Source organism: Rhodanobacter sp. C05, from assembly GCF_002001165.1.
In the GTDB taxonomy this organism is placed as follows: Bacteria; Pseudomonadota; Gammaproteobacteria; order Xanthomonadales; family Rhodanobacteraceae; genus Rhodanobacter.
The window spans coordinates 190,700-215,090 of sequence record NZ_MUNQ01000008.1 but is presented as its reverse complement, the minus strand read 5'-3'; the positions used below and the strand labels follow the sequence as shown (position 1 = coordinate 215,090).

Here is a 24,391-nt window from a genome sequence, read left to right as displayed (position 1 = left end):
GCTCAAGGAGCCGACATGTTCAGACCTAGAACCATCCGCGGGCCGCTCGAATGGAAGGACGCTGACGGCGGCAAGATTTATACGATCTCGGCAAGCGGTCTCCCGGTTGACCAGGCGTTTTTCCTCGATCGTCTCAAGGCAGTGAAACAGGTGCGCGACCTGCACTGGCACACCACGCCTCATTTCGCCATCTTCCATCAGGGCGCATCGTTTCCATACCTGATCCTGGCCTGGTGGGGAAACGACAATGAATTGTTCAATTCGGTTTCGGTGCTGAGCGAGCAGGGCTGGGTCGAACAACCCCAAAAATATTCGTTCTGTGTCTACGACCTGGAGGTTTTCTGGGCAGAGCGCAACATTTTCGTAGACACGGTTTATTGCCCGGCACCTAGCCTGGAGCGTTACCAGGCGACCAGGAATCCAGCTTGGGCGGGACTATGAACATCCATACTGCGGCGAGCCCACGTCGTGGGTTCCTGAGGTCCAGCGAATCGAAGGGGGCCTCTTTGCATGCGAATCAACGTAGGCACGTCAAAGGCGACTTGATGGAAGGCCGAAACTCGTCCCATGCCAATCTGCAGGCATAGCAGTTTGATGCAGCAAGTACATTTGCTCGAATTATTTATATACAGCAAAGAATTGCAAATTACTTTCGCCTGCAATTTTTGCACTTGAAGACAAAAACGTCCAAATTTTCGCTATACCGCCGAGGCGACGGCCATCCAGTTGAAGGATGGTTATGACTGGTTGGCCATGATCAAGGGTGCACAGGCTTCGGTTCGGGCACACGGAAAAGTGCAGTGCCACGGCTGCGCTTGAGTCCGGAATTTCGGGTTACTTGTCATGCGTGGCGATGTCTACCCGCTCGCCTTCGTACAGCGAATCGGCCGGATTCAGGATGATGCGCATACCTGAATCGAGGCCTTCGGTCACCTCGATCGTGTTGCCGAAGTCGCGGCCCAGCGTGATTGGCTGCAGATGGACGTGCTTCTGCGCATCAACCAACGCGATACGCAGGCCCTCGCTCCGGAACAGCAGGGTATTGGCCGGTACGATGAAATTCTGTGTCGGGGTTGAAAGCGCCAGCTTGACGTCGGCGTATACGCCAGGGACCAGTGCCTGGCCCGCATTGTCCACGTCGATCTCGGTGCGCAAGGTGCGCGTGCTGGAATCAAGCGCGTCCGCGGTGCGGGCAATCGTGCCGGTAAACGGCTTGGTGCCGTAGCTGCTGAGGGTCACGGTCACCGGCGTGCCGATGCGTACGCTGTTCGCATAACCTTCCGGCACATCGATGAACACGCGTAGCCGGGTGGTGTCGGCGATCACGAACAGGTTGCTGCCGGTGGAACCGGCATCGACCAGCGCGCCCACGTCCAGATTGCGCTGGGTGATCACGCCATCGAATGGTGCGTTGATGTACTTGAACTCCTCCATGTTCTGAAGCTTGGCCACATTGGCGCGGTCCGCTTCCACCGTCGCGATGTCGGCATTCAACTGGGCGACGTACTGGTCACCTGTCTGCATTGCTACCAGGCCCTGTTTGACCAGCGCTTCGTAGCGATCGGCGGTGACCTTGGCCAGCTTCTCATTCGCCTGGTCGGTACGCATTTGCGCCTGACCCTGCAAAAGCTCGTTGTCCACATCAGGCGTGTCGAGATCGGCGAGACGCTGGCCTTGTTTCACCCGTGCACCGATATCCACGTACCACTTCTTCACGTACCCCGTCGTGCGTGCGTAGATCTCAGCATCCTGCCAGGACTTGACCGTGCCGGGCAGCGTCATGAACTGATTCTCTGGCGCAGCCTGCGGTGTCAGTGTCGACACTGTCGGAATGGCGTTGCGATCGGTGTCCTCGCTCAATACCTGACGCGCGTGAACACGCTTGAGGATGCCGAGTGCAGCAAGCACGATCAGCACGACACCGAGCACGATCAGCACGAGTCGTACGCGATGTGACGGCTTGGACGAACGCTGCGGGGAAGGGGCATTTGGGCTGGTCATGATCAGTATCTCAAGCGGCGGCGGCATTGAGGCGCGCCTGGCGACGCCGATGCAACAGACTGAAGAAGGTGGGTACGAAGAACAGTGTGGCCGCGGTCGCCAGCAACAGGCCGCCGATCACGGCACGGCCGAGTGGCGCATTCTGCTCGCCGCCTTCACCCATTCCCAACGCCATTGGCACCATGCCGATGATCATCGCAAAGGCGGTCATCAGCACCGGGCGGAAACGCGCAAAGCCGGCCTCGATCGCTGCCTTGACCGGATCGCCGTGCTGATCGAGCTGCTCGCGCGCGAAACTGATCACCAGGATCGAGTTGGCGGTGGCAACGCCCATGCACATGATCGCGCCCATCAGCGCAGGCACCGACAACGGTGTACCCGTCAGGAACAGCATCCAGACCAGTCCGGCCAGCGCGGCGGGCAAGGCCGCGATGATGATCAGCGGATCCACCCAGCTCTGGAAATTGACCACGATCAGCAGATAGACCAGCACGATGGCGAAGGCGAGACCACCGATAAGGCCACGGTAAGACTCGGCCATGGTCTTCACCTGACCGCGCACGTCGATTTCGACGCCACGTGGCAAGTTTTTGGAATACGTGTCGACGATGCGCTGCACGTCGGCGGCCACACTGCCGAGGTCGGTACGGTCCACCGCGGCATACAGATCCATGGTGGGCCGCGTGCTGTAGTGGGTCACGATGGCAGGCCCGGCGCTGCGCGAAAAACTTGCCACGTCCTGCAGGGTCTGGCTGGGCAAACCGCTGCTGCCATTGTTGGTGCCCGATGCGGCTGCCGTTGCCGCCGCTGCTCCCGCTCCCGCAGCTTCACTGGTAATCGGCAGCGTCTTCAATGCCTGCAAGGTATCGAGCCGATACTGCGGTGCCTGGGTTGCGATGGAATAGCTCACACCGGTTTTCGGATCGACCCAGAACGTCGGGCTGACCTGCGAGGAACCAGCGAGCGCCGTCAGCAGGTTGCCGGCTACATCCTGCTGCGTCAGGCCGACCAGGTTGGCGCGGGTACGATCGACATTGACGTTGATCTGCGGCAGGTTGAGTGCCTGTTGCAGGCGCAGATCGACCAGCCCCGGCACGCGCAGGAGCTTGCCATAGAGCTCGTTGGCAACCTTGGCGGTGGTCGCCGCATCGCGCCCGCTGACCTGCACATCGATCGGTGCTGGCGAACCAAAGTTCAGGATCTGGCCAACGATGTCCGCCGGCAGGAAGGAAAAGATGATACCGGGATAGCGTTGCATCAAACGCTGTCGCAACGTGCGCACATAATCGATGGTCGGATGATGACCTTCGCCCAGGCTGACGAAGATGTCGCCATCGGATGTGCCAACCACGCCAGTGTTGCTGTAGGACAGGTTGATGCCGCTGTAGGGCAGGCCAAGCGTATCGACGACGCTGACCAGTTCCTTCTTCGGGATGGTCTGGCGAATCGTGTTCTCGATGCCATCGGCCAGGCGTGCGGTTTCCTCGATGCGCAGGCCGGTCTGAGCGCGGAAATGCAGTTCGATCTGACCACCGTCGACGTACGGGAAAAAATCTCGCCCCAGCCACGGCACCAGCAAGGCCACCGAGAGCGCACACGCGCTGAAGAAGAGAATGGCGAACAGCCCGCGGTGTTCTTCGGCGGCCACGAGGGCGCCACGATAACCGTCGCGGGTCTTCTCGAAGCGCCGTTCGAAGCCGGCCTGGAAGCGTGCAAGCGGCCCTTTGGGGGCCTGGTCCCCGTGTGCATGCTTTTTCAGCCAATACAGCGAAAGTGTCGGCACCAGTGTTCGCGACAGCACGTATGACGCCAGCATCGCGAATACGACGGCCTCGGCCAATGGTGCGAACAGATACTTGGCGACACCGCCAAGGAAGAAGATCGGCACGAACACGATGCAGATCGACAAGGTGGAAACCAGCGCCGGAATCGCGATCTGATGTGCGCCTTCCATGATCGCTTCGTAGACGTCCTTGCCTTGCTCCAGATGCGAGTTGATGTTCTCGATGGTTACCGTGGCATCGTCGACCAGGATGCCCACCGCCAACGCGAGGCCACCCAGGGTCATGATGTTGATCGTTTCGCCCAGCGCGGAAAGCGCAATGATCGAAGCCAGGATCGACAGCGGGATCGAGATCGCGATGATCAGCGTCGAGCGCCACGATCCCAGGAACAGCAGGATCATCAAGCCGGTGAGGGCCGCCGCGATGACGCCTTCGCGGATCACGCCTGAAATGGCCGCACGTACGAACAGTGACTGATCGGACAATGCCTGGACCTTCAGGTTCGTCGGTATCGCCTCACGAATTTTCGGCAGCATCCCGCGCAGGCTGTCGACAATGTCCAGGGTGGAGGCATTGCCGATCTTCAGGATCGACATCAGCACGGCACGCTGGCCGTCCACGCGCACGATATTGGTCTGCGGTGGTGAGCCGTCATGCACCAGTGCGACATCGCGGATATACGTCGTGACGCCGTTGACGGTTCGGATCGGCGCATTGTTGAGGTCGGCGATCTGTTGCGGACTGCCGTTCAACTTCACGCTGTATTCGATGTCCCCGATCTTTTCCGTACCCGCCGGCAGGATCAGGTTCTGCTGGCCGATGGCCGTGACCACGTCATTCGGCGACATGCCGTGAGCCAGCAACGCCTGCGGGTTCAGATCGACCTCGATCTGCCGCTGCTTGCCGCCATAGGGGTAGGGCGTGGCGGCGCCGCGCACACTGGTGACGAAGGTGCGCACGATCTGGTTGGCATCGTCGAAGATGGTCGCTTCGGACAAGTCCTTCGACGACAGCGCAAACTGCAGGATCGGCACGCTGGATGCGTTGTAGACGATCACCAGCGGCGGCGTTGTGCCTGCCGGCATCGATCTCAGCACAGTTTGCGAAATCGAGGTGATCTGCGCGACCGCCATGTCGATGTTGACGTTCGGCTGGAAGAACACCTTGACCAGACCGACGCCGTTCAATGACTGCGTCTCGGTATGCTCGACATCGTTGACCGTCGTGGTGATCGAGCGCTCGAAACCGGTCACGATGCGGTTGTTCATGTCCTCCGCGGGCAGACCGGTGTACTGCCATACCACCGAGACGACCGGGATGTTGATGTTCGGAAAAATGTCGGTCGGTGTATTCAGAATCGCGAGCGGTCCGAGTATCAGCAGCAGCAGCGCCAGAACGATGAACGTTAGCGGCCGATCCAGCGCGATTTTGACTATCCACATAACTACTGATTTCCATCAGCCACGCCTGCGGACGGATACAGGTCCGTCGTGCGTGATCAGATTTTATGTTTGCTGGGGAAGGGGCAAAGAGTAATAGCCTAGGCTGGTATTTTGGCAAGCGACCATATGCCATAGGACACTGTCTTGCGTGGCTTTGAAGACTGCTGGAATAAGCCGGTGGCGCAAGATTTTGCTTCACCAGGATGTGAGGACACATGGTCGTATCGCATGAATGGTCGGACACCTCCAGTGACGTTGGCCGGAGGTCTGTACCTGCACGGCAATCCACGCACGCCATGTTCGATCCGTGAAGGCTTCGGGTAAGGCACAAACGCACGAGCTGGGGAAAGGACGACATCTCTTACGGTGTGACTCAGCTCGACGCTCTCTGGTGTGGATCTCGATTCGCAACGACTCGCGGTTGAAGTCGTCGTTGACGTTGACGGTGCGAAAACGCCGCTTCTAATTTCTAAGCAAATCAACGAGCGGCGCGAACATCTGCGTTGGGTCACGAACCCTGAAGCTCCGACTGACTCTACTCATACGCGTCATTCTTTATTTGACATAATATACATTATGCGAAATTATTGATCTTGGTTATCCTCACCCTTGCGACACATATGCCGTACTAAGTGATCAACGACCACGAATTGCCCTTGCAGCTGCCTATAGATGACAGTTTTCGCACCCACAACTTTCCCTCGATTTGCAGCTCCACCAACAAAACGCCCTCAATTTGTAAATTTGAACCAAAAAACCGCCACACATCTTCTTGAGCGTGCTTCCCATAAGGAATTGCTAGATGTCAGGCGGCCAGCTCTATGTGCAACTTCTTGCCCAGTGCGATAGCTGCGCTGGCCAACGTCTTTAGTGTGGGGCTGACGTCAGATTCATCGAGCAGGCTATCGAGGCGTGACCGACTGATTCCCATGAGCACAGCAATTTTGCTCTTGCTGATTTTCTGCGCCTTCATTTCTTGCTGAATCTGCCAGGCGATCACTCGCTTCATGGCGATTGCAGTGCTTTCTTCGAGGATTCCATTCAGTGCCAGGAAATCATCGAAGTCTCCGCCGATGTGTCTGTTGCTCATCATGGATTTTCCTTTCATGCTCAGTAACCTACTGAATTCGGTACGCCACATCAATAACTGAACATGGCGGGACGCTTCGTCATCAGTAAGTACACCGATCGATGCGATGACGAGCCGTCTGGTCGCACATGAAAGAAAATCAGCACCAGAGCGCTGTAGTCGTTGTGCGCGCGCAGTGAAATCTAGCCAGCTCCCGACGCACCTCGCGACTTTCTTTTCCTGGCTGCCGGCTTGATCTTCGCGTTCGCCGCAGTGCCATCCAACTTGGCTTGAAGCGCCACTTCCCGTTGTGTACTGGCTTTCAAGGCGTGCTGAGCCGCGAGCAGCGCTGCTGGAAGACCGTCCATCCGTGCCAGTTGCTGCTCCAAGGTGTTAGCGCGAGCCCCGTGTTCGGTGGCCAGGTGCGCTGCGGCGCGAGCCGACGTCTCGGCGGTTTCCAGACGTGAGGCGACCTCTGAGATTTCCCGTTCCTTCTGCCGCAGCACCGCCTGAAGGGTTTTGGTTTCTTCCCGAGCCCGATCGATTTCCGCGTGCGCTCGATCCTCTACCGCCCGAACATGCGCCGCTTGGGCCTCACGTTCGGTCGTCACGATGCTCTTATGCGTGTCGAAGGCCTCGGTAAGCTGATCCGCACGCTGCAGTAACCCATCGCGTTGTTGCATCAGTTCGGCCAATTGAGCCGCCTGTTGCTCCACGAGACGTTGGACATCCGCCAGTCGCGTGTCGGCGACCGCACGCGCCTGCGCCGCGCTCTGTGCCTGCGCCTGGGCCTCGGCGATCGCGATTTCCCAGAGTTTGCGTTCTTGCGTGAGGGACGTTTGGGCCGCCAGCAGGGCGTTCTGCTCGTGCGCGAGGGCGGCCTGAGCAAGTGATTCTGCATGGGTGACGGCTAATCGCCAGACTTCCGCAAACGCCTGCCCCACGTCCCCTGGGACCTCGGGCAACGCAAGCACTTGGCCTAGCCGCGTGGCGAGCGCGCCCCGCCAAGTGTCCAGCATGCGGGTCACCGTGTTGGGCGAGCCCGTGCCGAGCGCCTGGCGGATTTTGTCGACGGTCGGTTTATCGCCGGCGGCGACCAATGCGTCGGCCGCGGCACTGACCTGCTCTTGCGTGATGCCTTTGGGCATTTCAGATGTCTCCTTGATCGGCGCCCTACCCGCTTGTTTAGATACCGACGATAATGGATGATTATCGTCGGTAGTGGCGCATATTCGTATTAAAACATATGTGGTACATATGAAAAATAACGTACATCTGCCTACCCTGTCGAGCTTTCCGGTGTTGGCACCAGATGCGCTGGCCACCAGCGCCGCCGAGGCCGTGCGTGAAATCCTGGCCGAAGCGGCGTCCGCCAACACCACGCGCAGCTATCACAGCGCCCTGCGCTACTGGGCCGCGTGGTTCCAGGGGCGCTTTGGGACGCCGATTGCGTTGCCGGTACCCGAGGCCGCCGTGGTGCAATTCATCGTCGATCACGTCGCTCGACGCGCCAAAGCTGGCCTAGTGTGGGAGCTGCCGGTGGCGCTGGATACCCAGTTGGTGGCCGCCGGCCTGAAACAGCATGCCGGCGCGTACAAGCTCAGCACGGTCGTGCATCGGATCGCGGTGCTGTCGTCGGTGCACCAGCTGAAAAAGCAGCCCAATCCGTGCGAACAGCCCGCGGTGCGCCATCTTTTGGCACGCGCGCGGCGGGCGGCGGTAAAACGCGGCGAGCGGCCGAGCAAGAAAACCGCGATCGTGCGCAGCGGCCTTGAGGCGCTGATCGCGACGTGTGACGACTCGTTGGAAGGAGTTCGTGATCGTGCCCTGCTCTACTTTGCGTTTGCCAGCGGGGGGCGGCGACGTAGTGAAGTCGCGGCGGCCGACCTCAGCGATCTGCGGCTGATCGGACCGGACCAATACGTGTACCGGCTGGAACACAGCAAGACGCAGCAGGCCGGCCCGAGCGCGACGTCGACGCCGGACAAACCGATCCTGGGCATTGCCGGTCAGGCGATGACGGCCTGGTTGACCGCCAGTGGCCTCACGGAAGGAGCGATCTTTCGGCGGCTGTGGACGAAGCGGACCGGTGACGCGTTGTCGCCGGCGGCGGTCGGCGCGATCGTCCAACGGCGGGCCGCGAAGGCGGGCTTGAAGGGGAGCTTTGGCGGGCATAGCCTGCGCTCGGGCTTTATCACCGAAGGTGCACGCCAGGGTGTCGCCCTGCCCGCGTTGATGGCGATGACCGAGCATCGGTCAGTGGCCAGTGTTGTGGGATATTTTCAGGCGGGAGGCGTGGCCGATAACCCAGCGGCACGGCTACTTGAGGACGACTAAACAGCAAGCAGAGAGAGTGTGGAAGGTGATCTTCCTCAGTCGGCGCGTTGCCTTACCGTGGTTCGAAGTGTGGAGTGATCCTGCCGTTCCCCGGGGTGGCGTCAAGCATCAGCCTTGCGCATGCAATCATGTGCCGGCCGGTCGCTAATATCAGCCATGAGACACTGACCGCGACGGTTCAACCCTCAGGAGAAGAGCATGCAGGCCGCACACCTTGGTCTTATCTACCTTGATGAAATGTCCGTAGAGCCCTTCGACGAATTCTCCAAAGCGGTAAAGCATCCAGCTCTCGAACTGAAGCAAATTGCAAGGCCGAATCCAGGCCCCTATGCCGCGTTGGAGTGGCTCATCCCGACTGCAGTGTTCATCTACATCGGCAAGTCTTACTTCGATGGATTTCTGAAAGAGGCAGGAAAAGACCACTATCTGCTGTTGAAAAAAGGCATTCACTCACTAACAAGCAATTTCATCGGGCCATCTGCAGCACGAGTCAAACTAATTTTCTTAAAAGGAAAAACCGCGTCACAGATCCCGAAGTACTCGATGCTCTTTTCAGTGGTCGCCGAACTTCGGCCAGGCCTGTCCCTAAAACTCTTGCTCGAACCTACTTTTACCCCTGAGCAATGTAACAAAGCGGTTGAACTTTTCATGGAGCTTTTGACGTCCATTCATGACTCTAACCTTGAAGCCATTTCTGGTGGAGGTCCGGATGAAGCAAAGCCTGTGGGCGGATTTCTGCTGGTTGCGTTTAACCCACTGTCCGACGACCTTGAAGTTGTCGACCCGTTGCCAAAACATGTTCGCGATGCTCAGGCGATTCGTAAGGGTGGCTCAGATGAGCCATGATCAAAGTTCATAGGCAGAACGTGGCGCGCAGTCGGAACATGCGTCAGCGTCCAATACAACACCGCTTGTATTTCAGCCCGCTTCCGCAGGGGCAGTGATCGTTGCGTCCGATCTTTCGTCGTCTATTGTTGCTAAATCCTGTGGCCATATCTTTGATCGGTGCGCCGCGAAAATATCGCGATGCTTCTTTGTCCATCTCGTCGGATTGTTCCCAATCGAACTCTAAACAAACGCCATGAACAGGCTCCGCGTCGAGATCCACACACAGACCGAACCACTTGTTTGCGCGTTGCGCGTACTTCTTTCCCGAGCAATGTGTCAGCAACATTCGAGCCGATTTCTCTTCCGAAGCTGGATTGCAATGGACAGTGAGCCCCTCCTTGGAAACCACAGTTCCGATGGAAAAATCGTGAGCTTTTCCATCCGCACGGACCATGCGCGTTATCTGGTCCAGCCCCATGCTCATGGACTTGCTCGTGTTTTCCGACAAGGTCAAAAGGAAAAACCCAAGCTCAATCGATCCAGGATCACCCTTCCCCTCAATCTTCTTGATGAGCCGGTCGAAAGAGGTGCCTGAGAGGTGCGTAAGGATGCCGGTCGGCGTGCGTGCCCCCGGCAAATTGTCACGCCGAACGCTCATAGCTACATCGAGGTCAACAGCAATGTCGTCCCCCAAGCTGACCACACCGTGGTCATCGTCCAACCATAGGTTAGTCTTCAGGTGGTATGACAGAACCGTCAATTCATGCGTGGCATGGATGCGTTCGTTGTACTCAACTCTTCGCTTGACGTAGCTCAGGAAACGAAGAGGCGAATCGAGCATCTCAGCCAAGACGTCTAGGAAGAACACATCTATGACTAGGGGCGGTTTGATTTGCGCAGATTCCTCATACTTCAGGAACTGGCGAGATTGAAAGCTCAGTGCCGGATAGTTGTCTGCGACGACACAAAGTAGAAAGATTTCCTTTGGCATCCATTCCAGCTGAACTTCATCACCGCCTGCGGTGAGCACCTTGCAGTCTCCAGTGAGGAGATGCTTCGCACAGCTCAAGGCTTGGTCGTAGGAATCTTGAATAGCCTTTTGGAAGTCAGCCCGAATCTTCTCGTCGTCACCCTTTTTCGCACCAAGAGTCAAACGCTTAGACTTGGCCTGAAGAACTATGAGGCGGTCGCCAAACACGACCAGGGCATCTATCTCGCCGAGCTTCGAGCCCTTCTTCGCAACGAGGTCAATGTTTTGGTGGACGCTCGTTGACCCGAAGACTTTCGCTAGCCGGTCTGTGGCAAATGTCTCAGTAAATTTTCCACGATTCTCGGAAGCTTTCGACCGATAGGCATTGTCCTGAATCATCCAGTAGAAGGGAGATTCGTACAGAGCTTCAACAAGGTTGTAGTACTGGAGGAGCAGATACCTTTCACCGTCGACACGTATCAATGGCGAAGCGCAGATAGCGTTGAAATCTCCAACAGATTGAAATTTCTCGTTGTGCTCAGAATGCGTAAACGCCTCCAGGACTCTGCGGGCCTTGTCCGCAGACAAGCCACTTTCCTGGGCTACTTCTTCAGCAGTCAACATGTAGCCCGGAAGAATCGTCCATGTGTCGGGCGAAGATTTTTGCATCTCCATCTGCGTCGAATGCAATTTTTTGTTCTGCAGATTTGCGATGGCTTCCGCAGCGTCTCTAGCCTCAGCTATTTCAAAGCCCTTGCTTTGGGACAGCCAATCGTTGTCCCTCCAGTATTTTTGTGGCGCAAAGTCTCTGTACTGGAAACTATAGGCAGCCTCGCCCCCGTAGAAAAACGGTTCTCGCAAGAAGGCTCCCCGCCCGAATGCTTCTCCTCGTTCGTCAACGCCCCTGCCTTCTAACAGCCCCTGCATCATCGCCGCGCCCATCACATCGTGAAATTCTTTGAAAATTTCATCGCTCTGGGTGATGTAGCTCTGGAACAGCATGGGGCTCGGAAGTGCGTAATCGATCTTACCCTGAACCAATAGGCCGGCAAGCACGGAAATTTCAGTTCTGAGCAAACGGCCAGAGGAAAACATATGTCGCATATCCTTGGCCTTGACCTCCCGCTTGAAGCTGATCATGTTGTCACGAAAGCATATAAAGGCCAGGGCATGGACATACCCTGGCTCTCTGCATAGGTCTCGTAAGTCCGCAAACACTTCAGCCTCTGTTCTCACGTTGACTCCCTATGGCTTTGGGATGTGAACATACGAAATAGGCCTATCCTAGGTAATTAGGCCGATTGGCTAGACTACGTTACCGCGCTCGTTACTTAACTTGATCATCCAAAGGAAAATCATGGCAATTGATCTGAAAGCACTGTCCCCCAAAGAACTCCAAGCCCTCATCGCGGGCGCGAACGCCCAGATGCAAGAAGCTCATGCAACCCAGGTTCGCACCGTCCGTGAAAAGATTGATGGCTTACTCAAATCTGCCGGCCTGAATTTGGATGAGGTCTATCCGGCCCGTCGCAGCAAAGGAACAAAGAACGGCAAGAAGTCCTCGGTGGCACCGAAGTACCGCAATCCTGCCAACCCTGAGCAGACTTGGTCCGGTCGTGGGAAGCGTCCACTCTGGCTCGCTGGTGCACTGAAGAAACGTGGTGTGACCCTAGAGAGCTTCCTGATCGACGGTGGTACATCCAAGGCGGCACCAGCCAAGAAGACGGTGGCCACCAAAGGGAAAAAAGCAACCAAAAAGGTCGTCAAAACTTAATTTCTGCCGAATCTGAGTCCGAATAACCGAAGCCTCGCTGGATCTCTCCTGCGGGGTTTTTTTCATGGCTCACACTCCCCTTAGCTCTACAAGCCTCACGTCTGCCCGACGCCACCGTGGCACGAACACTGCTCGTCTACCCCGCGTTTCCGGAATAATGCCGAGCCTTCTTGCCTCGTCCTACCGGGAACACGAAGGCCCGATGTCCCTAGTCACTCTACGTGTCGCACCGCACGAACGTGCGACGATGGGTCCACGCGCGTGCGCCGGCTTGAGAAGAATCGCCTCGCCACCAGTTATATCTTCCCAGAGGCGGAGTCGGTCCAATGAGTGTGGAAACGGTCGAGAAACAGCTGTTGTCGTGCCCCACCATAGCAGCGAAGGAAGCATGGGTTCGCGCCCAGGTCGGACAGGCCGCGCAGGGCAAATCGTCGCGAGACCACATCGACCGGATTCACGACCTCCTCAAGCAGAACCAGCGACACGAAGCGGCGGCTTTGACGTTGTCGGTAGCGATGGTGGACGACGGCAATGCCCTACTCGCCAACTTGCGTCGTCGCGGCGTCCTGCGTGCCTCGCGCTATGACTTCAAGGCCGGCGCGCTACGCGAGCTGGTCCGATTGTTGGGCCGCCTGCATGACGCGCTCGGCCTGGAGAACCGATGGCTTCAATACCTAGAGTCCGTCGACGCGCTATACGAGCTTGTCTCGGAGGCCAAACGCCTGCGCGATGGGCTGCTCACCCGCCTATCCCGTCGACGCGGCAAGGCGCTCAAGACCTTCCTGGTGCTGGCCAATCAGACGTTTGCCCACGGCGGACTGCCCGATCCCAATGCGGCGGTGAGCCCAACTGGGCGAATCAGCCCCGAAGACATCGCCAGCGCTGTTTCGCGAGTAATTGCTCTCTACCGCAAAGCCGAGGGACTTCACAAAAAAGACTTCCTCTACACGGACGAACAGGCGCTCTACAAGTTGGACGGCACCTACAGTGAGGACCTCCACTGCGCTCTGCGATTGGAAGAGTTGTATCAGGCGGAAGCCCTAATCGATGGCTTGCCGTATCGCGCTCAACTCGTAGGCAACGACATCGTCGTGGAATCGATCGACCTCGACGTCGAGAAGTCTGTGCGCATGGGTTACGTGCAGATGGAAATGCAGGTGCTCATCGGACGGCGGAAGCTGGAAGAGCTATGGGAGAAGATCGATCAACCGCCCATGTCCCTCTTGGACATCTTCAAGGTGTCATACGAAGGCATCATCGAGCGCTTCGTCGAAATTAAGACTCGGCCGCTGCCACGGATCACGTTTGGTATTCCCAACATTCCAAATCTGCTTAAGCCGCTGGCCGACGACCGGTATTTCCGTGAGGACCTGTTGGCACTGCTGCAGCTGAGCGTCGAAGACTATGAGGACTTCGAGCTGGAGCCATTCGAAGTTGCCCCCGGTGTCCTGTCGATCGACTTGTTCAAGGTCAATCGCCTCTTTGCTCTGATGGCCTATCTGTTCCAGCGCGAATTGGAGAAGGTAGAGGACACGGCGGACCGCCGACGGTTGGCCCTGCACTCGGTCGTCGCGGTCATGCAACGGGAGCAATTGCTTGCCCTCCTCGGTACCGTGCTGCCGCAAGAGAAGGCCGAAAGGATTCTGGCGTTGTTGGTATGTGACGAAACACGTGAGCTCGTCGATCTCCAGTACACCCCGTTCCTGAAGATCGACGACTACTACCTGCTCGCGCCGTCGCTAATCGCCAATTCCAATCTTGTGCGCAACGTCGCCTTCGCCAATCGGCTGAACGCCGATCGAATCGACGGAGACGACCCGATGCAGGCGGCCGTAGCGCAGGCTTTGCGGGGCGCGGGCTTCCGTGTCGGCGTGGAGGTGTCGGATTCGAAGAAGAGCAAGACCGGGGATACCGATCTGGTCGCTTACCGGGACGGTGTGCTGTATCTGTTCGAGTGCAAGAATGCATATCACCCCTGCAATCCGCATGAGATGCGCAACAGCTACGACCACATCCGGAAGGCCGGCACGCAGCTGACCCTTCGCCAGCAGAAATTCAGTGAAGTCGCCTACCAGACGAAGGTGTGGAAGACTTTGGGGTGGAACTTACCGCCGCCTACGGCGATCCGCACCGCTGTGCTCATCGCCAATCGTGTTTTTACCGGTACCCTTATCGAGAGTCACCCGGTGCGCCAAGCCCATGAGTTCATCAACGTTGTAAGCCGCGGCGAAATTCGAGGCCCGGAAACGGTTTATCGCTTCTGGGACGGCGATGCGTTTAGCACCGCTGATCTCGATCGCTACCTGACCCGTGATGGCCTGCTGGGCGATCACTTCGCATCACTGGAGCAGATCGACTACGCGTATACATTCGGTGCCAAGACACTGGTTCTCAAAAGCTGGACATTCAATCCCGAGAAGCACCAAGAAATTATCCAGGCGCGCTATCAGGTCAAGGCTGACTCCGTCGCCTATTGCTGACCCCCGCTTCTACCCCCGATAGCGCCGCCAAATCGCTGCGCTACTCCGAGCCAGGGAGCGTCAACCTTCTGGCAAGTTTGCCCCTACCTTCTATATCCTCTCTGCAGAGGGAGTTCACATGGGGATACCGCCGTGACGGAGCCGGTCAAGATTGCTGGACGTGAGGTCAAACCCCACAAGGCGACCACATCGCCGCAATTGGGCACACGGACAGTACTGACTAACAGTCACTGGGAATATGTGTCGCTTTGGCTCAAACGGCAGGGCAAGAGCGACGCCCTGTTCTTCTGGCAGCAAGCGCATACGTTTGCGTCGGCAGCGAACGGCCTCCCCGTGGAATCAGCCCCCCTCCTCCTCTACTACTCCTTCATGAATGCTACTAAGGCACTCTTGGTCGCTAAAGGGATCGCGTTCGCAGAACACCATGGAGTTCGCGCCCACAATATGCGAGGTGCAACATCCAAGATCACCCTCTCGAACGAAGGTGTCCGAATTTTGAATCACGGCGTGGCACCTGCGTTATCGAGCTATCTTGGTGAGCCTGAAACAGCAAACATTCACAGCCTCGAGCAGCTACTCTTCAACCTGCCGTGCGTCCATCGGACGTTTTGCCTGACGTATACCCGCCAGGAAGACATGTTTCTTCCGCTTACAGATTGCCGTCTTATTTTCGACGACGCCACGAGTCAGGCATACCTTGCAGCGCGGCTTTCTGAGGATTTTGCCAGCACGAAATATGTGCGCCGTTTGCCCGCTCTCCTCGTACGCGATCTCGCAGCCGTTGATACTAGGGCGATACGATCGCGCGCCTCGTTCAACCTGGCATCTCCGAGCCTAGATCGGCAACCCGCGTCCATCGCGCAAGCCTCTGCTTTCCTCAGCTCGCTACGTCTGGATCTGCAGTATCTCGCCGGCTCTCAAACGCTGTGGTACGCAAAAGCTGTCGTCCCCGGGCCCGCGCGCTTGGCCCGCTCCCCACTTACCTGCACGCTCCTTGCGATGCACAGACTGAGTGAAATCTGTAGGTATCGACCGATGCAGTTGGCAGCGTTTCTTGCTGGTCAAAAGAACTGGCTCCTCACCGAGTTCATACGCATGTCCCCCATCCAATTCATCGACGAGATGGCAGCTGAGCTGACAGGTCAGCAATTCATGATGCCAAACGTCCGACCAGCGACCTAAGACGCCTTATGAAGATTTATCTTGCTTGTGCTCTTACGCATGTGCCTCGCGATGAGTTCGAAGATTACGTACGTTTCCTTCACGACACCGCCGAACATCTCAAGCGAGAGCTGGGGGCTGAGGTCAAATACGCGCTACGCGACAGTGACCCGCAACTCGCGGAGAAGCCATTCAATGAACGGGCACGGCTGTGTTACCTATGGGACAAGGAGATGGTCGAATGGGCAGATATCGTCGTCGCAGAAGCCAGTTTTCCTTCGACAGGTTTGGGAATTGAGCTCCAGATCGCGGCGTCGCGCGCAATTCCTATCACGATCCTTTTTCAGACGAACGGAGCGCACCGGGCGTCTCCCGTGGCCTACCAAAATCCGGATCACACCAGCCACCAGCTACAAGTTGGGGAAGGCTATGTGTCGCTCATGGCTCTCGGACTGCCATCAGTCGTCAAGGTAATTCCATACGACTCACCGATAGCGGCGCGGGACGCAATATGTGCAGCATTGAGCCGAAAAGATTTATTGACGACATCTATTCGTAATTGATCACGGCAACGGGGAGAGTATGGATTTCTACTTAGACGAGAGTGGCAACACCGGAGATCTCGCGCGAACGAGTGCAGCTCTAGACTTCGGCGGACAAGCCGTTTTCAGCTTGGCTGCAGTAGGGATTGCCAACGAGAGCAGCCTTACTAAAGAACTTGATGCTCTGAGGAAGAAGCATAAGGTTCAAGCTACCGAACTCAAACTCAGCAGGATCCTGAAGCGCAAGCCTGACTTTGCTCTTGACGCTGTTGACCTGTTGGTGAGGAACGATTTCCCGTTCTTTGTTGAAGTTGTGGACAAGAAGTATCAGCTCGCGGCGAGTATCACCAACGGCTTCATCTGGCCTCCATACTTCAATGCTGAAGAGTCACAAGATACCGTTTGGATGAAAAACATCTTTGCGGACTACGTCTATCACCGAGTTCCCAACGATATTATTCATGAGTTCGTTCAGTGCATGAACAACCCATCAAATGAAAAGATTGGAGCCTACTTCGATCTTCTCAGGAGCTGTGTGAGCCAACATTCCCACGAAGTTGCTCGGGGCATTGCCTCGCAGGTTGAGGAAAGCAAGCATGACTTCCGTATCATGATTGAGCAGGAAGGGGACAAAGCGCATAGACGATTCTTGCCTCTCCCAGATATAGGCAAGCGTGACCAGGAGGTTTGGCTGCTTCCGAACTTCTCATCCTTCGCCAACATCTATGCTCGAATAAATTTTTATTTGTCGGGAAGGTTGGAAGGATGTCGTATCCTTCATGATGAACAAGAGCACTTTGATGAAATCATTGCGGAAGCTAAATTTCAAGCTGAAAACGCCAAGGTAGATCCCACAAAGTTCAAGACGCCATATTCGGACTACAACTTCCAGAAAATGGCCGATTTGCTCTTTAAGGCTTCACCGGAGAGCACTGGAATTCAGCTATCCGACATTGTGGCGGGCCTATCTATGCGTTGGTATCAAGCACACCTGCAAGAGGAAAGCGATACGAAGATTCTTGACAAGGCCGTTGAACAACTATTGTGTCACAGCGATAGAAGCATAGGGACAGGGATCAATGTTGTGGGTCCTCATAACATGGCACAGCAGTTATTTGGTGTAGCCGGATACTGACCTTCTCATTCAAGATAAAGCGCCCTTGAAGCTGCTTTTTATTTCGCATCATGATGTTGAGGTAATTCTCGGGCACCGTTCTGGGTTGAAAGCTGCTTTTCCCTACCCCCGAAAACCCGATCTAATTGCCAGTTTTCAGATGCGTACCTGCCCCGGGCACATGCTTGCACCCGTCGTCTGGGCGAAGTCCCATAATTGGGATCAGTTAAATCAGAGGCTGGGCAAAATCACACTCAAACGTTCTTGTTCAAGAGTCAGTGCGGGCAGTCGATCGAAAGTTAACCAGCCTGCCCTGATTGCTGCAGCCCTCATGGCATCCCGAGTCGAATCCTTCACTTCGTTCCCTCGACCATCCAGCGTGATATCCATCAGCCAAGGCTGAAGCGACACACCTGCGGGCATCGCGATCTCCTGCAGCCGTGCCGCGATCCGAAACCCACCTACATCAATGTCGCCCCAGTGGTGAAACGCCGTTGCTGGCGGCAGCTCGCAGGTTAGTGCACGGAATCCTGCCACCCACGCCGGCGAAGGCATGCCAGCGGTGAACACCACCAGGCCATCCCCCCTCCCCCGCAGCGCTTCAGCCGCCTGGTGGAACGTCGTGAGGTTCTCGATGGTCAGCACCCACGTCGGCGTGCCCACGAAGCCACGTATGCTCTGCGGCGCAACGCCCACGTATGGCCGCACGACAGTGCAGTCCGGTCCTTCTTCCATCCGGATCCTACCCACCCCAGCGACCATCAGGGGCATTGGTTGTTTGACCAGGCCGAGGGTCTTCAGAACCTCCCACTTGCTGCGATGTCTGCTCGCCAACCCTTCACCTGAGAGCACGTCGAGCTGCGGCAGCAGTTGCTCGATCCGCTTTGTGTCCGAAAATAGGTGTCCGCTCAGCACACGGATGACCTGATCCTCACCGGGCATGGCCGCAAGGGCATCGAGCACCCGCAGGGCGTCTCGCCAACATTCCCAGGATTCCGGGCCAGCGGCGCGCACCCGGCGCATCGCCGACCAAGCCTGCAGCACTTCGCCCAAGCGCGCGTAACGCCCCAGCCAAGGCTTGAGACCTGCCTGAGCCGCGTGCAGTTGTTCCACGTTCGTGCTTACGCCGAGCAGCGTGGCCAGCACATCGACATCCCGCACGCGCACCCAGTCCAGCGGCCGGTCCTCGCCGCCCTGATCACTCCAACCTGCATCAATTGCACCCTGCCTGACCGCAGCCCGGATCTGCTCGTGCCCGCGCGTCCGTTCGCCGAAGTCCTGTTGCCAGTAGATCGAGCTAGTGGGTTTGAGGTTCGTCTTCGGAGGCGCTGCGGTCGAACCAGTTACCCGCTTTCGCTCGCCGCGCTGCAGCTGCTCGCGCAGGATCGTCTCGACCCAGGGGCAGAACGTCACCGCCGCGCGGCGCTCAGACGTTTGCATACGTCCCGACCTCAGCCAGTGCCTCGTCCATCAGCTCTGGATGGACGCTGACGATATCGCTGGCCAGCAGCTCTCGGGCAGCGGGCTTCACTTCGTTGCGGAACAGTTGGATCCGCTTCGAGCCGAAGCGCGCCATGTCCCAGTAGACGTCCAGGAACGACGACATCTTGGCCTGGTCGGACTCGGGTCCGGCGATGATCATCTGCAGGCCCAAGGCATTGAGGTACTCGGCCGTCGCGCGGACGTTCTGGGCGTCCATCTTCTCGAAGGCCTCATCCAGCATGATCAGTCCGCCGCACCCGGCCGTCCCTGGTGACTTGCCGAACGCAGCCGCCAGCGCCGCGCCGAAGATCACGTACAGCGGCGTGCGGTGTTCACCGCCAGAGCCTGGCCCGAACCGCTTGCTGAGCAATCCTTTCCGTTCGCCACCGGCATGGATCTCGACGTCGTAGCTGAAGAACAGACGGTGGTCGTTGAGCGGGCTGTTCTCCAATTGCAGCGGCGAGCCCTTGCCGTCGCCTTCCACCAGAAGTCGGAACTCCTCAGGAATCGGCCCAGAGCCGCCAAACAACGTGCTCTCGCTTTCGCCCATCTCGCGCACACGCTGAAGGAAGTCGTACAGCTTTTTGTGTTGCTCAACTTTGGTGGCCTGGAACCGGAAGCGCTCCCCGTTGGTGAACTCCGGGGCCTTGTCCAGGATGCGGTTCAGCCCCTTGATCTGTTCCTCGATCGCGTCAAAGCCGTTGAGCAGCGTATGCGCCACATCCGATCTGAATACTTCGACCGCTGCGATGTATGCGCGGTCTGCTTCATCCTTCTTCTCCACCAGCTCCAGTTCCGTCATCCGCTTGATTTCGGCGTGGATCATGGCCTGCGCCTGCTGCCAGTCCTGGTCTCGGATCTCGTGGTTCTCCATCTGGTAGTTCGCCAGGTAAGTCGTCATCAGCCCCCATGCTTTCGTGTTGGCGCTGTTCCCATGCCTTGAGCTGTCCTCAAGGTGCTTGTTGCATGCCGTGATGGCCGCCTCTGCGTCATCGTTTGTCTGGCCGTCGACGGATTGCCGAAGATCCTCTGCAGCGTTGAGGTCGCACAACGGATTTTTCCGCGCTGCGGCCTCTTGTTCCCGGACGCCAGCCTGTTGGCCGATCAGTTTTTTGAGCTGCTCCCGCATGCCACCTAGCGCGGATCCGATCTTCACGAGCGCAGTGTTAGCGTCGGTCTTTGCCTTGTCTTTCTCGTGATGGTCAGTCTCGGCCACGGCTGCAGCTTCCTCCAACGCCGCTACACCGCCTGACGCTCCGGCCACCGCCAGGATCTCTGCCTGGTTTAGGGCAGCCTGCTGGTGCACGATCTGGCTCACCACGGCCTGCAGGCGGGCCTGAATTGCCTCACGGTCTCCAGCAGAGGCCATCGCCTGCCCGATGCCATTCACCAACTCCAATCGGTGTTTGATCTCGCCCTGGTGCTCCTCTGCCTTGCGCAAGTCTTCCCGGGCGACGCGTTGCTGGTCTTCGCTGCTAACAGCACCGATGCGCAGTCCTGACCCGCGCGCCAACTTCAGGCGATCGATGCCACCGCCCGAACTGACCATACCGTCGATCGACAGCGTCTTATCGCCCACGCGCAGTTGCTCACTGCTGTCCACCAGCGCCAGTCGGCCCAGTTCTCCTTGCAGGAAGCGCACTGCCGCCTTGTCGTCGCCGGCGATCAACTGCGCGGCAAACCGTCCACCACCGGGCGCCTGCCATGGTCGCGTGCGCGTGCTCAGTGCCAGCTTGGCACCGTAGATGTCTCGGCGGTTCCTGCGATAAAAATCGATCGCGTTCTTTTCGTGATTGTTGTCGTGGACCAGCAGCGCATCGACGTTCCGCCGCAGGTAGGCCTCTAGCGCCGGCTGCCAATCCTTGTCCTTAACCTCGACTAGATCGCATACCGGAGCAGTGGAAATTCCCTCGTCCTCCAGTAATGCCTGCAGCGCCGCCACCTCGCGGCGAAGCGACGCACGCCCCGAGCCTGCCCGGGCGACGTCGCCTTTGGCCACCGTCACAGCCGTAGCGGCTTGCGCCGACTGCTGCGTCATGTCCAACCGCACACCATCGACGGCCTTTTGCAAGGTGCCGATCGAGTTGGCAACAATCAAGGTGTCCTCGGCCTGGATATCTTCTTCTCGCCCTACCAACTCGCTAAGCGTGACCAAGTGCTGAAGAGCGTTGGCTCCCTCGCCCTGCACGCCTGCGAGATCTTTGTTGCCCACCAGACGCCGCACGGCAGCTACCAGCCGCCCTAGGTCCTCCTTGAACCCCACCCTCAGTCCATCCAAACTCTCCCAGCCCTTGGCCAGCTCGGTCCTGCTTCCCAGCTGGCGCAAGTACTCGGGATCCTGGTTCAACGCCACCTGCGCTGTCACCAGCCGTTTGTGCGCCGCAGTCGCCGCGGACTCCGCTGTCTGCAAAGATGACCGGGCCTTGATCTCTTCGTTCTGCAAGTGCTCGATCGTGTCCCCTGCCTCGGCAACCTGTGCGCCCAGTTGTTCAGACAGGTACACGGCCTTCAAGTAGCCATAGTTAGCTGCCTTGACGAAGTACTGCCTCACGATTCGGTACTGCTTCTCGACCGCCTCCGCCTCGGCTAGCCGCTCGGCAAGCTGCTGGATGGTGCGCTGGATCTCTCGAAACTGATCCAACCGCGCCCGGAACTGGGTCACGTTCGTCGGTCGCACCTCGATAAGGTGGCTACGCAGAGTCTCGTTGAGATCGTCGACATCACGGTTGAGTTTGAGCGAGCGCGCGAACGCACTGCGGATCGCCCGATGGTTCGGGGACTCACCGCGGCTGGCCAGGTGTCCGGCAAACAACTGGCGGGAGAACTCCTCGCCATTGATGGTGAATACGGCAGTCGTCCCTGCTTCCCTACACTTGTCACGGAACTCATGCTGTATGCGCCTCCATGGCAACACCATCTCTTGGCCGCCCTGCATCTCGATCATCTGCCCGGTTTTAAGCGCGACGCCGGGCAGGATGTAGAGGCTGTTGAAGATGTGGTCAGGACTATCGACATGTGCCGAGAGTGAGACTCCGGCAGTCACGGGCACGTTTGTCTCCGTGTCACGGAACACCAGGTTGACGTAAGTGTTCGCTGAAGGGCGACACACTTCGCTCGGCCGTTGCCCGTACACACCCAAACAGTAGTCGCGTAGGCTTCGTGCCTTACGCTTGCCCTCGCTGGACGCGTTGAAGTGGATCCGATTGCGATCAGCGCCAAGCAGCACGATCTGCAGCGCATCGAGTAATGCTGTCTTCCCGGTACCGTTCGGACCAAGGAATGCCGTATTCCTGCCAACATCAAGATCGATGCGGTTGTAGAGGAAGTACTGGACCAGTCCTATCGACTCAAGCTGCTTCATTGCCTTCCTCCTGATTCCCACTGTCCTCGGCATCCACGCCGTAGGCGGCCAGCTGCAACAACGCAGTCTCACCCAGGATGTCTGTGATCGCTGGGCGGATCGCAATCTGGAATGGTTGGTCGTCCGCCGCATCCACCTCGCGTGCCATGCCGTTGCGTTTGAGCGAGCGCACCAGATCGCGCATCTCACTGCGATCTGGCAGCTGCCTGCCCAGCACATCCTTGTAGAGTTGTTCGAGCTCCTCAAGGGTGACGAAGGCCTCTCCCTCCACGATGTCGACCGCATTGATTCGGTCGTCGTAGACACGACGCAACAGCAGCGCCAGCCGCGTCTCTTCCAGGCGCATGCGGGCGCCGAAGGCGTGGCGAGGGATCGTTACGACATACCCGTGATGCGGGTTGTGGGTGATCGTCATCCCGAACTGATCGAATACGTCTCGGAACGGACCCAGATGCCGAGTCACCAATTCGTAAGGTACGCGTCCGCCGCGATCGCCGGCGTAGATCACCTGCTCCATCATCAGCCTGTAGGCGGCTTGCTGGTAGTCCTGCTCTTCGTACAGCCCGTTGCTCTGCGCCGCCACGCGTTCCCAGTTGGCCATTACGCTTCCTCGCGTTCGACGACGAATCGCCGATGGATCATGTAGTCATTGTTGGTCATGCGTTCTTCCTCGAACCGAATCCTGATACCACGGAGCATCTGCACCACGGGATCATGACGCCGCAGTTGCAGCGGGGCATCATCGCGAGAAGCAATCAGCAGCAGTCGCTGGTAACAGCACAGGTCATTGATCGATCCCACCTCGAGCATGTCCGAGTCCACCCTATTCCTGCCATCAAGCATCCTTGCCACGTAGTTGGCCAGCTGCACCGCGGTGACCTTGCGGTTTTCAACCATGCGCCGGCGCAGCCACTCCATCGCCAGCTCTTCGTCCGACAGCTCAATTGTCTCGACGGCGGTAGCTACCTGATCCCGCGGTGGCTTGCGAGGTTTGGCCAGCGCCAGTGCCGACCAGTGCACGCCACCGGCATCGCCTGGCAACGCCGGGTGATCTTCGTCCAGTACGGACAGGGCGGCGCAGGCTCGCTTGATCAGTTTGTCCAGGTGCTTCGGGGCGCGTAGCTTGTACTCGATCAACGCGAGCGCCCGCTGGTTGGCGATGTTGATCTCTTCGTCCAGCCGCGCGAGGTGGTCCTCGATGTTGTTCAACCGCAGAAGCTGGTTGGTGTCGCGCCTGTACGCCGCTTCGCCCTTCTCGCGATCACCTCTTCCAATATGTTCGGTGTACCAAACGACAAGACGCTCGCGCGAGGGCTCTTCGTCCATCAGCGCGTAGGTCTTCTCGATGATCTGGCCGCGGTACTGAAGCGGGTGGTTGCGTGTGCGCAATTCGCTGTAGTCGGCGATATAGACACGCTCCACGAAGTCGGTGAAGAATCCATGGACGAAGTCGCGTGCGGAATCCAGCTCGACCAGACTGTCCATTAAGTCCTGCACGCGGCAGCCGGTGTTGACGATGTGCGCCATGCACTGCCGGGCCTGCTTGGCGGCAATCTGATAGGCGCTGCAGGCATTAGGGTCGGCGCTGTCCTCCGTGACAGATCGAAGGTTCAAAAGGATCGAGCGTACTTGGCCGCCGATGTACTCCGGCTCCTGTCGCGCAAACTCGCTGAGCATCGTGAACAGCATTCCAATCCGCGGCTTCACGGTAACCATGTCGACAAGGCCGCGGCGCCGTACCGAGAACCAACCTGCTTCCGACAGGCTACGGAAGACGTTGTGGCTCTGCCCACCTACCGATGTCTCAAGCTCGCCCTCCCAAGGATCATCGGCCACGATGCACGACTCAATCACCCTGATCACAACCGTCTTGGTCACCTCCTCACCCGGTGAACGCCCGTCCTCGCCCCAAAGCGTCGACATCACTCGGGACAGCACGTCCCAGTAGCGCCGGTTGTTGGCCACGCCCAAGGGCCGGAAGATGTCTTCCGGGAGCTGGTCGAAAAGCGGTGCAACTGCTTCTTGGTCCAATTCGTGCCTCGGATA

Annotated in this window: 17 protein-coding genes; 8 read left to right on the top strand and 9 right to left on the bottom strand. The window is 58.0% G+C overall.

Annotated features, from left to right (window positions below; translation table 11 throughout):
• Positions 1-15: 15 nt before the first annotated feature.
• Complete coding sequence (locus tag B0E51_RS06980; protein WP_077444170.1) at positions 16-441, top strand: hypothetical protein; 426 nt, start codon at positions 16-18, stop codon at positions 439-441.
• 393 nt (positions 442-834) lie between these two features.
• Here the strand turns inward: B0E51_RS06980 and B0E51_RS06975 are convergent, their stop codons facing one another.
• From B0E51_RS06975 to B0E51_RS06960, 4 genes are all read right to left on the bottom strand, one after another.
• On the bottom strand, positions 835-2,001 hold the full coding sequence (locus B0E51_RS06975) for an efflux RND transporter periplasmic adaptor subunit (protein ID WP_168172589.1): 1,167 nt from the start codon (positions 1,999-2,001) through the stop codon (positions 835-837).
• Between the two features lie 10 nt (positions 2,002-2,011).
• Positions 2,012-5,227 (bottom strand): efflux RND transporter permease subunit, encoded by a 3,216-nt coding sequence (locus tag B0E51_RS06970; protein WP_077444168.1) that lies wholly within the window; start codon positions 5,225-5,227, stop codon positions 2,012-2,014.
• Positions 5,228-6,032: 805 nt separating this feature from the next.
• Complete coding sequence (locus tag B0E51_RS06965) at positions 6,033-6,335, bottom strand: helix-turn-helix transcriptional regulator (protein ID WP_254424439.1); 303 nt, start codon at positions 6,333-6,335, stop codon at positions 6,033-6,035.
• Between the two features lie 164 nt (positions 6,336-6,499).
• Positions 6,500-7,444 (bottom strand): DNA-binding protein, encoded by a 945-nt coding sequence (locus B0E51_RS06960; RefSeq protein ID WP_077444167.1) that lies wholly within the window; start codon positions 7,442-7,444, stop codon positions 6,500-6,502.
• A 109-nt stretch (positions 7,445-7,553) separates the two neighbouring features.
• Between B0E51_RS06960 and B0E51_RS06955 the strand changes: the two genes are divergently transcribed.
• Both B0E51_RS06955 and B0E51_RS06950 read left to right on the top strand, forming a co-directional pair.
• Positions 7,554-8,633: a site-specific integrase gene (locus tag B0E51_RS06955; RefSeq protein WP_077444166.1), complete on the top strand. Its 1,080-nt coding sequence runs from the start codon at positions 7,554-7,556 to the stop codon at positions 8,631-8,633.
• A 198-nt stretch (positions 8,634-8,831) separates the two neighbouring features.
• Positions 8,832-9,479, top strand: coding sequence for a hypothetical protein (locus tag B0E51_RS06950; protein ID WP_077444165.1), 648 nt, complete (start codon positions 8,832-8,834; stop codon positions 9,477-9,479).
• A 43-nt stretch (positions 9,480-9,522) separates the two neighbouring features.
• Here the strand turns inward: B0E51_RS06950 and B0E51_RS19720 are convergent, their stop codons facing one another.
• Positions 9,523-11,571, bottom strand: coding sequence for an SEC-C metal-binding domain-containing protein (locus B0E51_RS19720; protein ID WP_077444164.1), 2,049 nt, complete (start codon positions 11,569-11,571; stop codon positions 9,523-9,525).
• Between the two features lie 217 nt (positions 11,572-11,788).
• Between B0E51_RS19720 and B0E51_RS06940 the strand changes: the two genes are divergently transcribed.
• The 5 genes from B0E51_RS06940 to B0E51_RS06920 all read left to right on the top strand — a co-directional run bounded on the left by B0E51_RS06940 (position 11,789) and on the right by B0E51_RS06920 (position 17,523).
• Positions 11,789-12,205 carry an H-NS histone family protein gene (locus B0E51_RS06940; protein ID WP_077444163.1) on the top strand — a complete coding sequence of 139 codons (417 nt, stop codon included), beginning with the start codon at positions 11,789-11,791 and terminating at the stop codon, positions 12,203-12,205.
• Positions 12,206-12,531: 326 nt separating this feature from the next.
• Positions 12,532-14,685: a hypothetical protein gene (locus tag B0E51_RS06935; protein ID WP_077444162.1), complete on the top strand. Its 2,154-nt coding sequence runs from the start codon at positions 12,532-12,534 to the stop codon at positions 14,683-14,685.
• A 132-nt stretch (positions 14,686-14,817) separates the two neighbouring features.
• Positions 14,818-15,867, top strand: a complete 1,050-nt coding sequence (locus tag B0E51_RS06930) for a YaaC family protein (RefSeq protein ID WP_077444161.1) — start codon at positions 14,818-14,820, stop codon at positions 15,865-15,867.
• A gap of 8 nt (positions 15,868-15,875) precedes the next feature.
• Positions 15,876-16,409 (top strand): hypothetical protein, encoded by a 534-nt coding sequence (locus tag B0E51_RS06925; RefSeq protein WP_077444160.1) that lies wholly within the window; start codon positions 15,876-15,878, stop codon positions 16,407-16,409.
• A gap of 19 nt (positions 16,410-16,428) precedes the next feature.
• Entirely contained in the window at positions 16,429-17,523 is a 1,095-nt protein-coding gene (locus tag B0E51_RS06920) for a DUF3800 domain-containing protein (protein WP_077444159.1), read from the top strand.
• 210 nt (positions 17,524-17,733) lie between these two features.
• Here B0E51_RS06920 and B0E51_RS06915 read toward each other — a convergent pair whose 3' ends face one another.
• Genes B0E51_RS06915 through B0E51_RS06900 form a run of 4 tightly spaced genes read right to left on the bottom strand, consistent with a single transcriptional unit; the run spans position 17,734 to position 24,310 of the window.
• Positions 17,734-18,942, bottom strand: coding sequence for a Wadjet anti-phage system protein JetD domain-containing protein (locus B0E51_RS06915; RefSeq protein WP_077444158.1), 1,209 nt, complete (start codon positions 18,940-18,942; stop codon positions 17,734-17,736).
• Positions 18,929-22,345 carry an SbcC/MukB-like Walker B domain-containing protein gene (locus B0E51_RS06910; RefSeq protein ID WP_168172588.1) on the bottom strand — a complete coding sequence of 1,139 codons (3,417 nt, stop codon included), beginning with the start codon at positions 22,343-22,345 and terminating at the stop codon, positions 18,929-18,931. The genes B0E51_RS06915 and B0E51_RS06910 overlap by 14 nt, the downstream gene beginning before the upstream one ends.
• Positions 22,332-22,946 carry a DUF4194 domain-containing protein gene (locus tag B0E51_RS06905; protein ID WP_077444156.1) on the bottom strand — a complete coding sequence of 205 codons (615 nt, stop codon included), beginning with the start codon at positions 22,944-22,946 and terminating at the stop codon, positions 22,332-22,334. Before B0E51_RS06905 ends, B0E51_RS06910 begins: the two co-directional genes overlap by 14 nt.
• Positions 22,946-24,310, bottom strand: coding sequence for a Wadjet anti-phage system protein JetA family protein (locus tag B0E51_RS06900; RefSeq protein ID WP_174570606.1), 1,365 nt, complete (start codon positions 24,308-24,310; stop codon positions 22,946-22,948). The genes B0E51_RS06905 and B0E51_RS06900 overlap by 1 nt, the downstream gene beginning before the upstream one ends.
• Between the last annotated feature and the right edge of the window lie 81 nt (positions 24,311-24,391).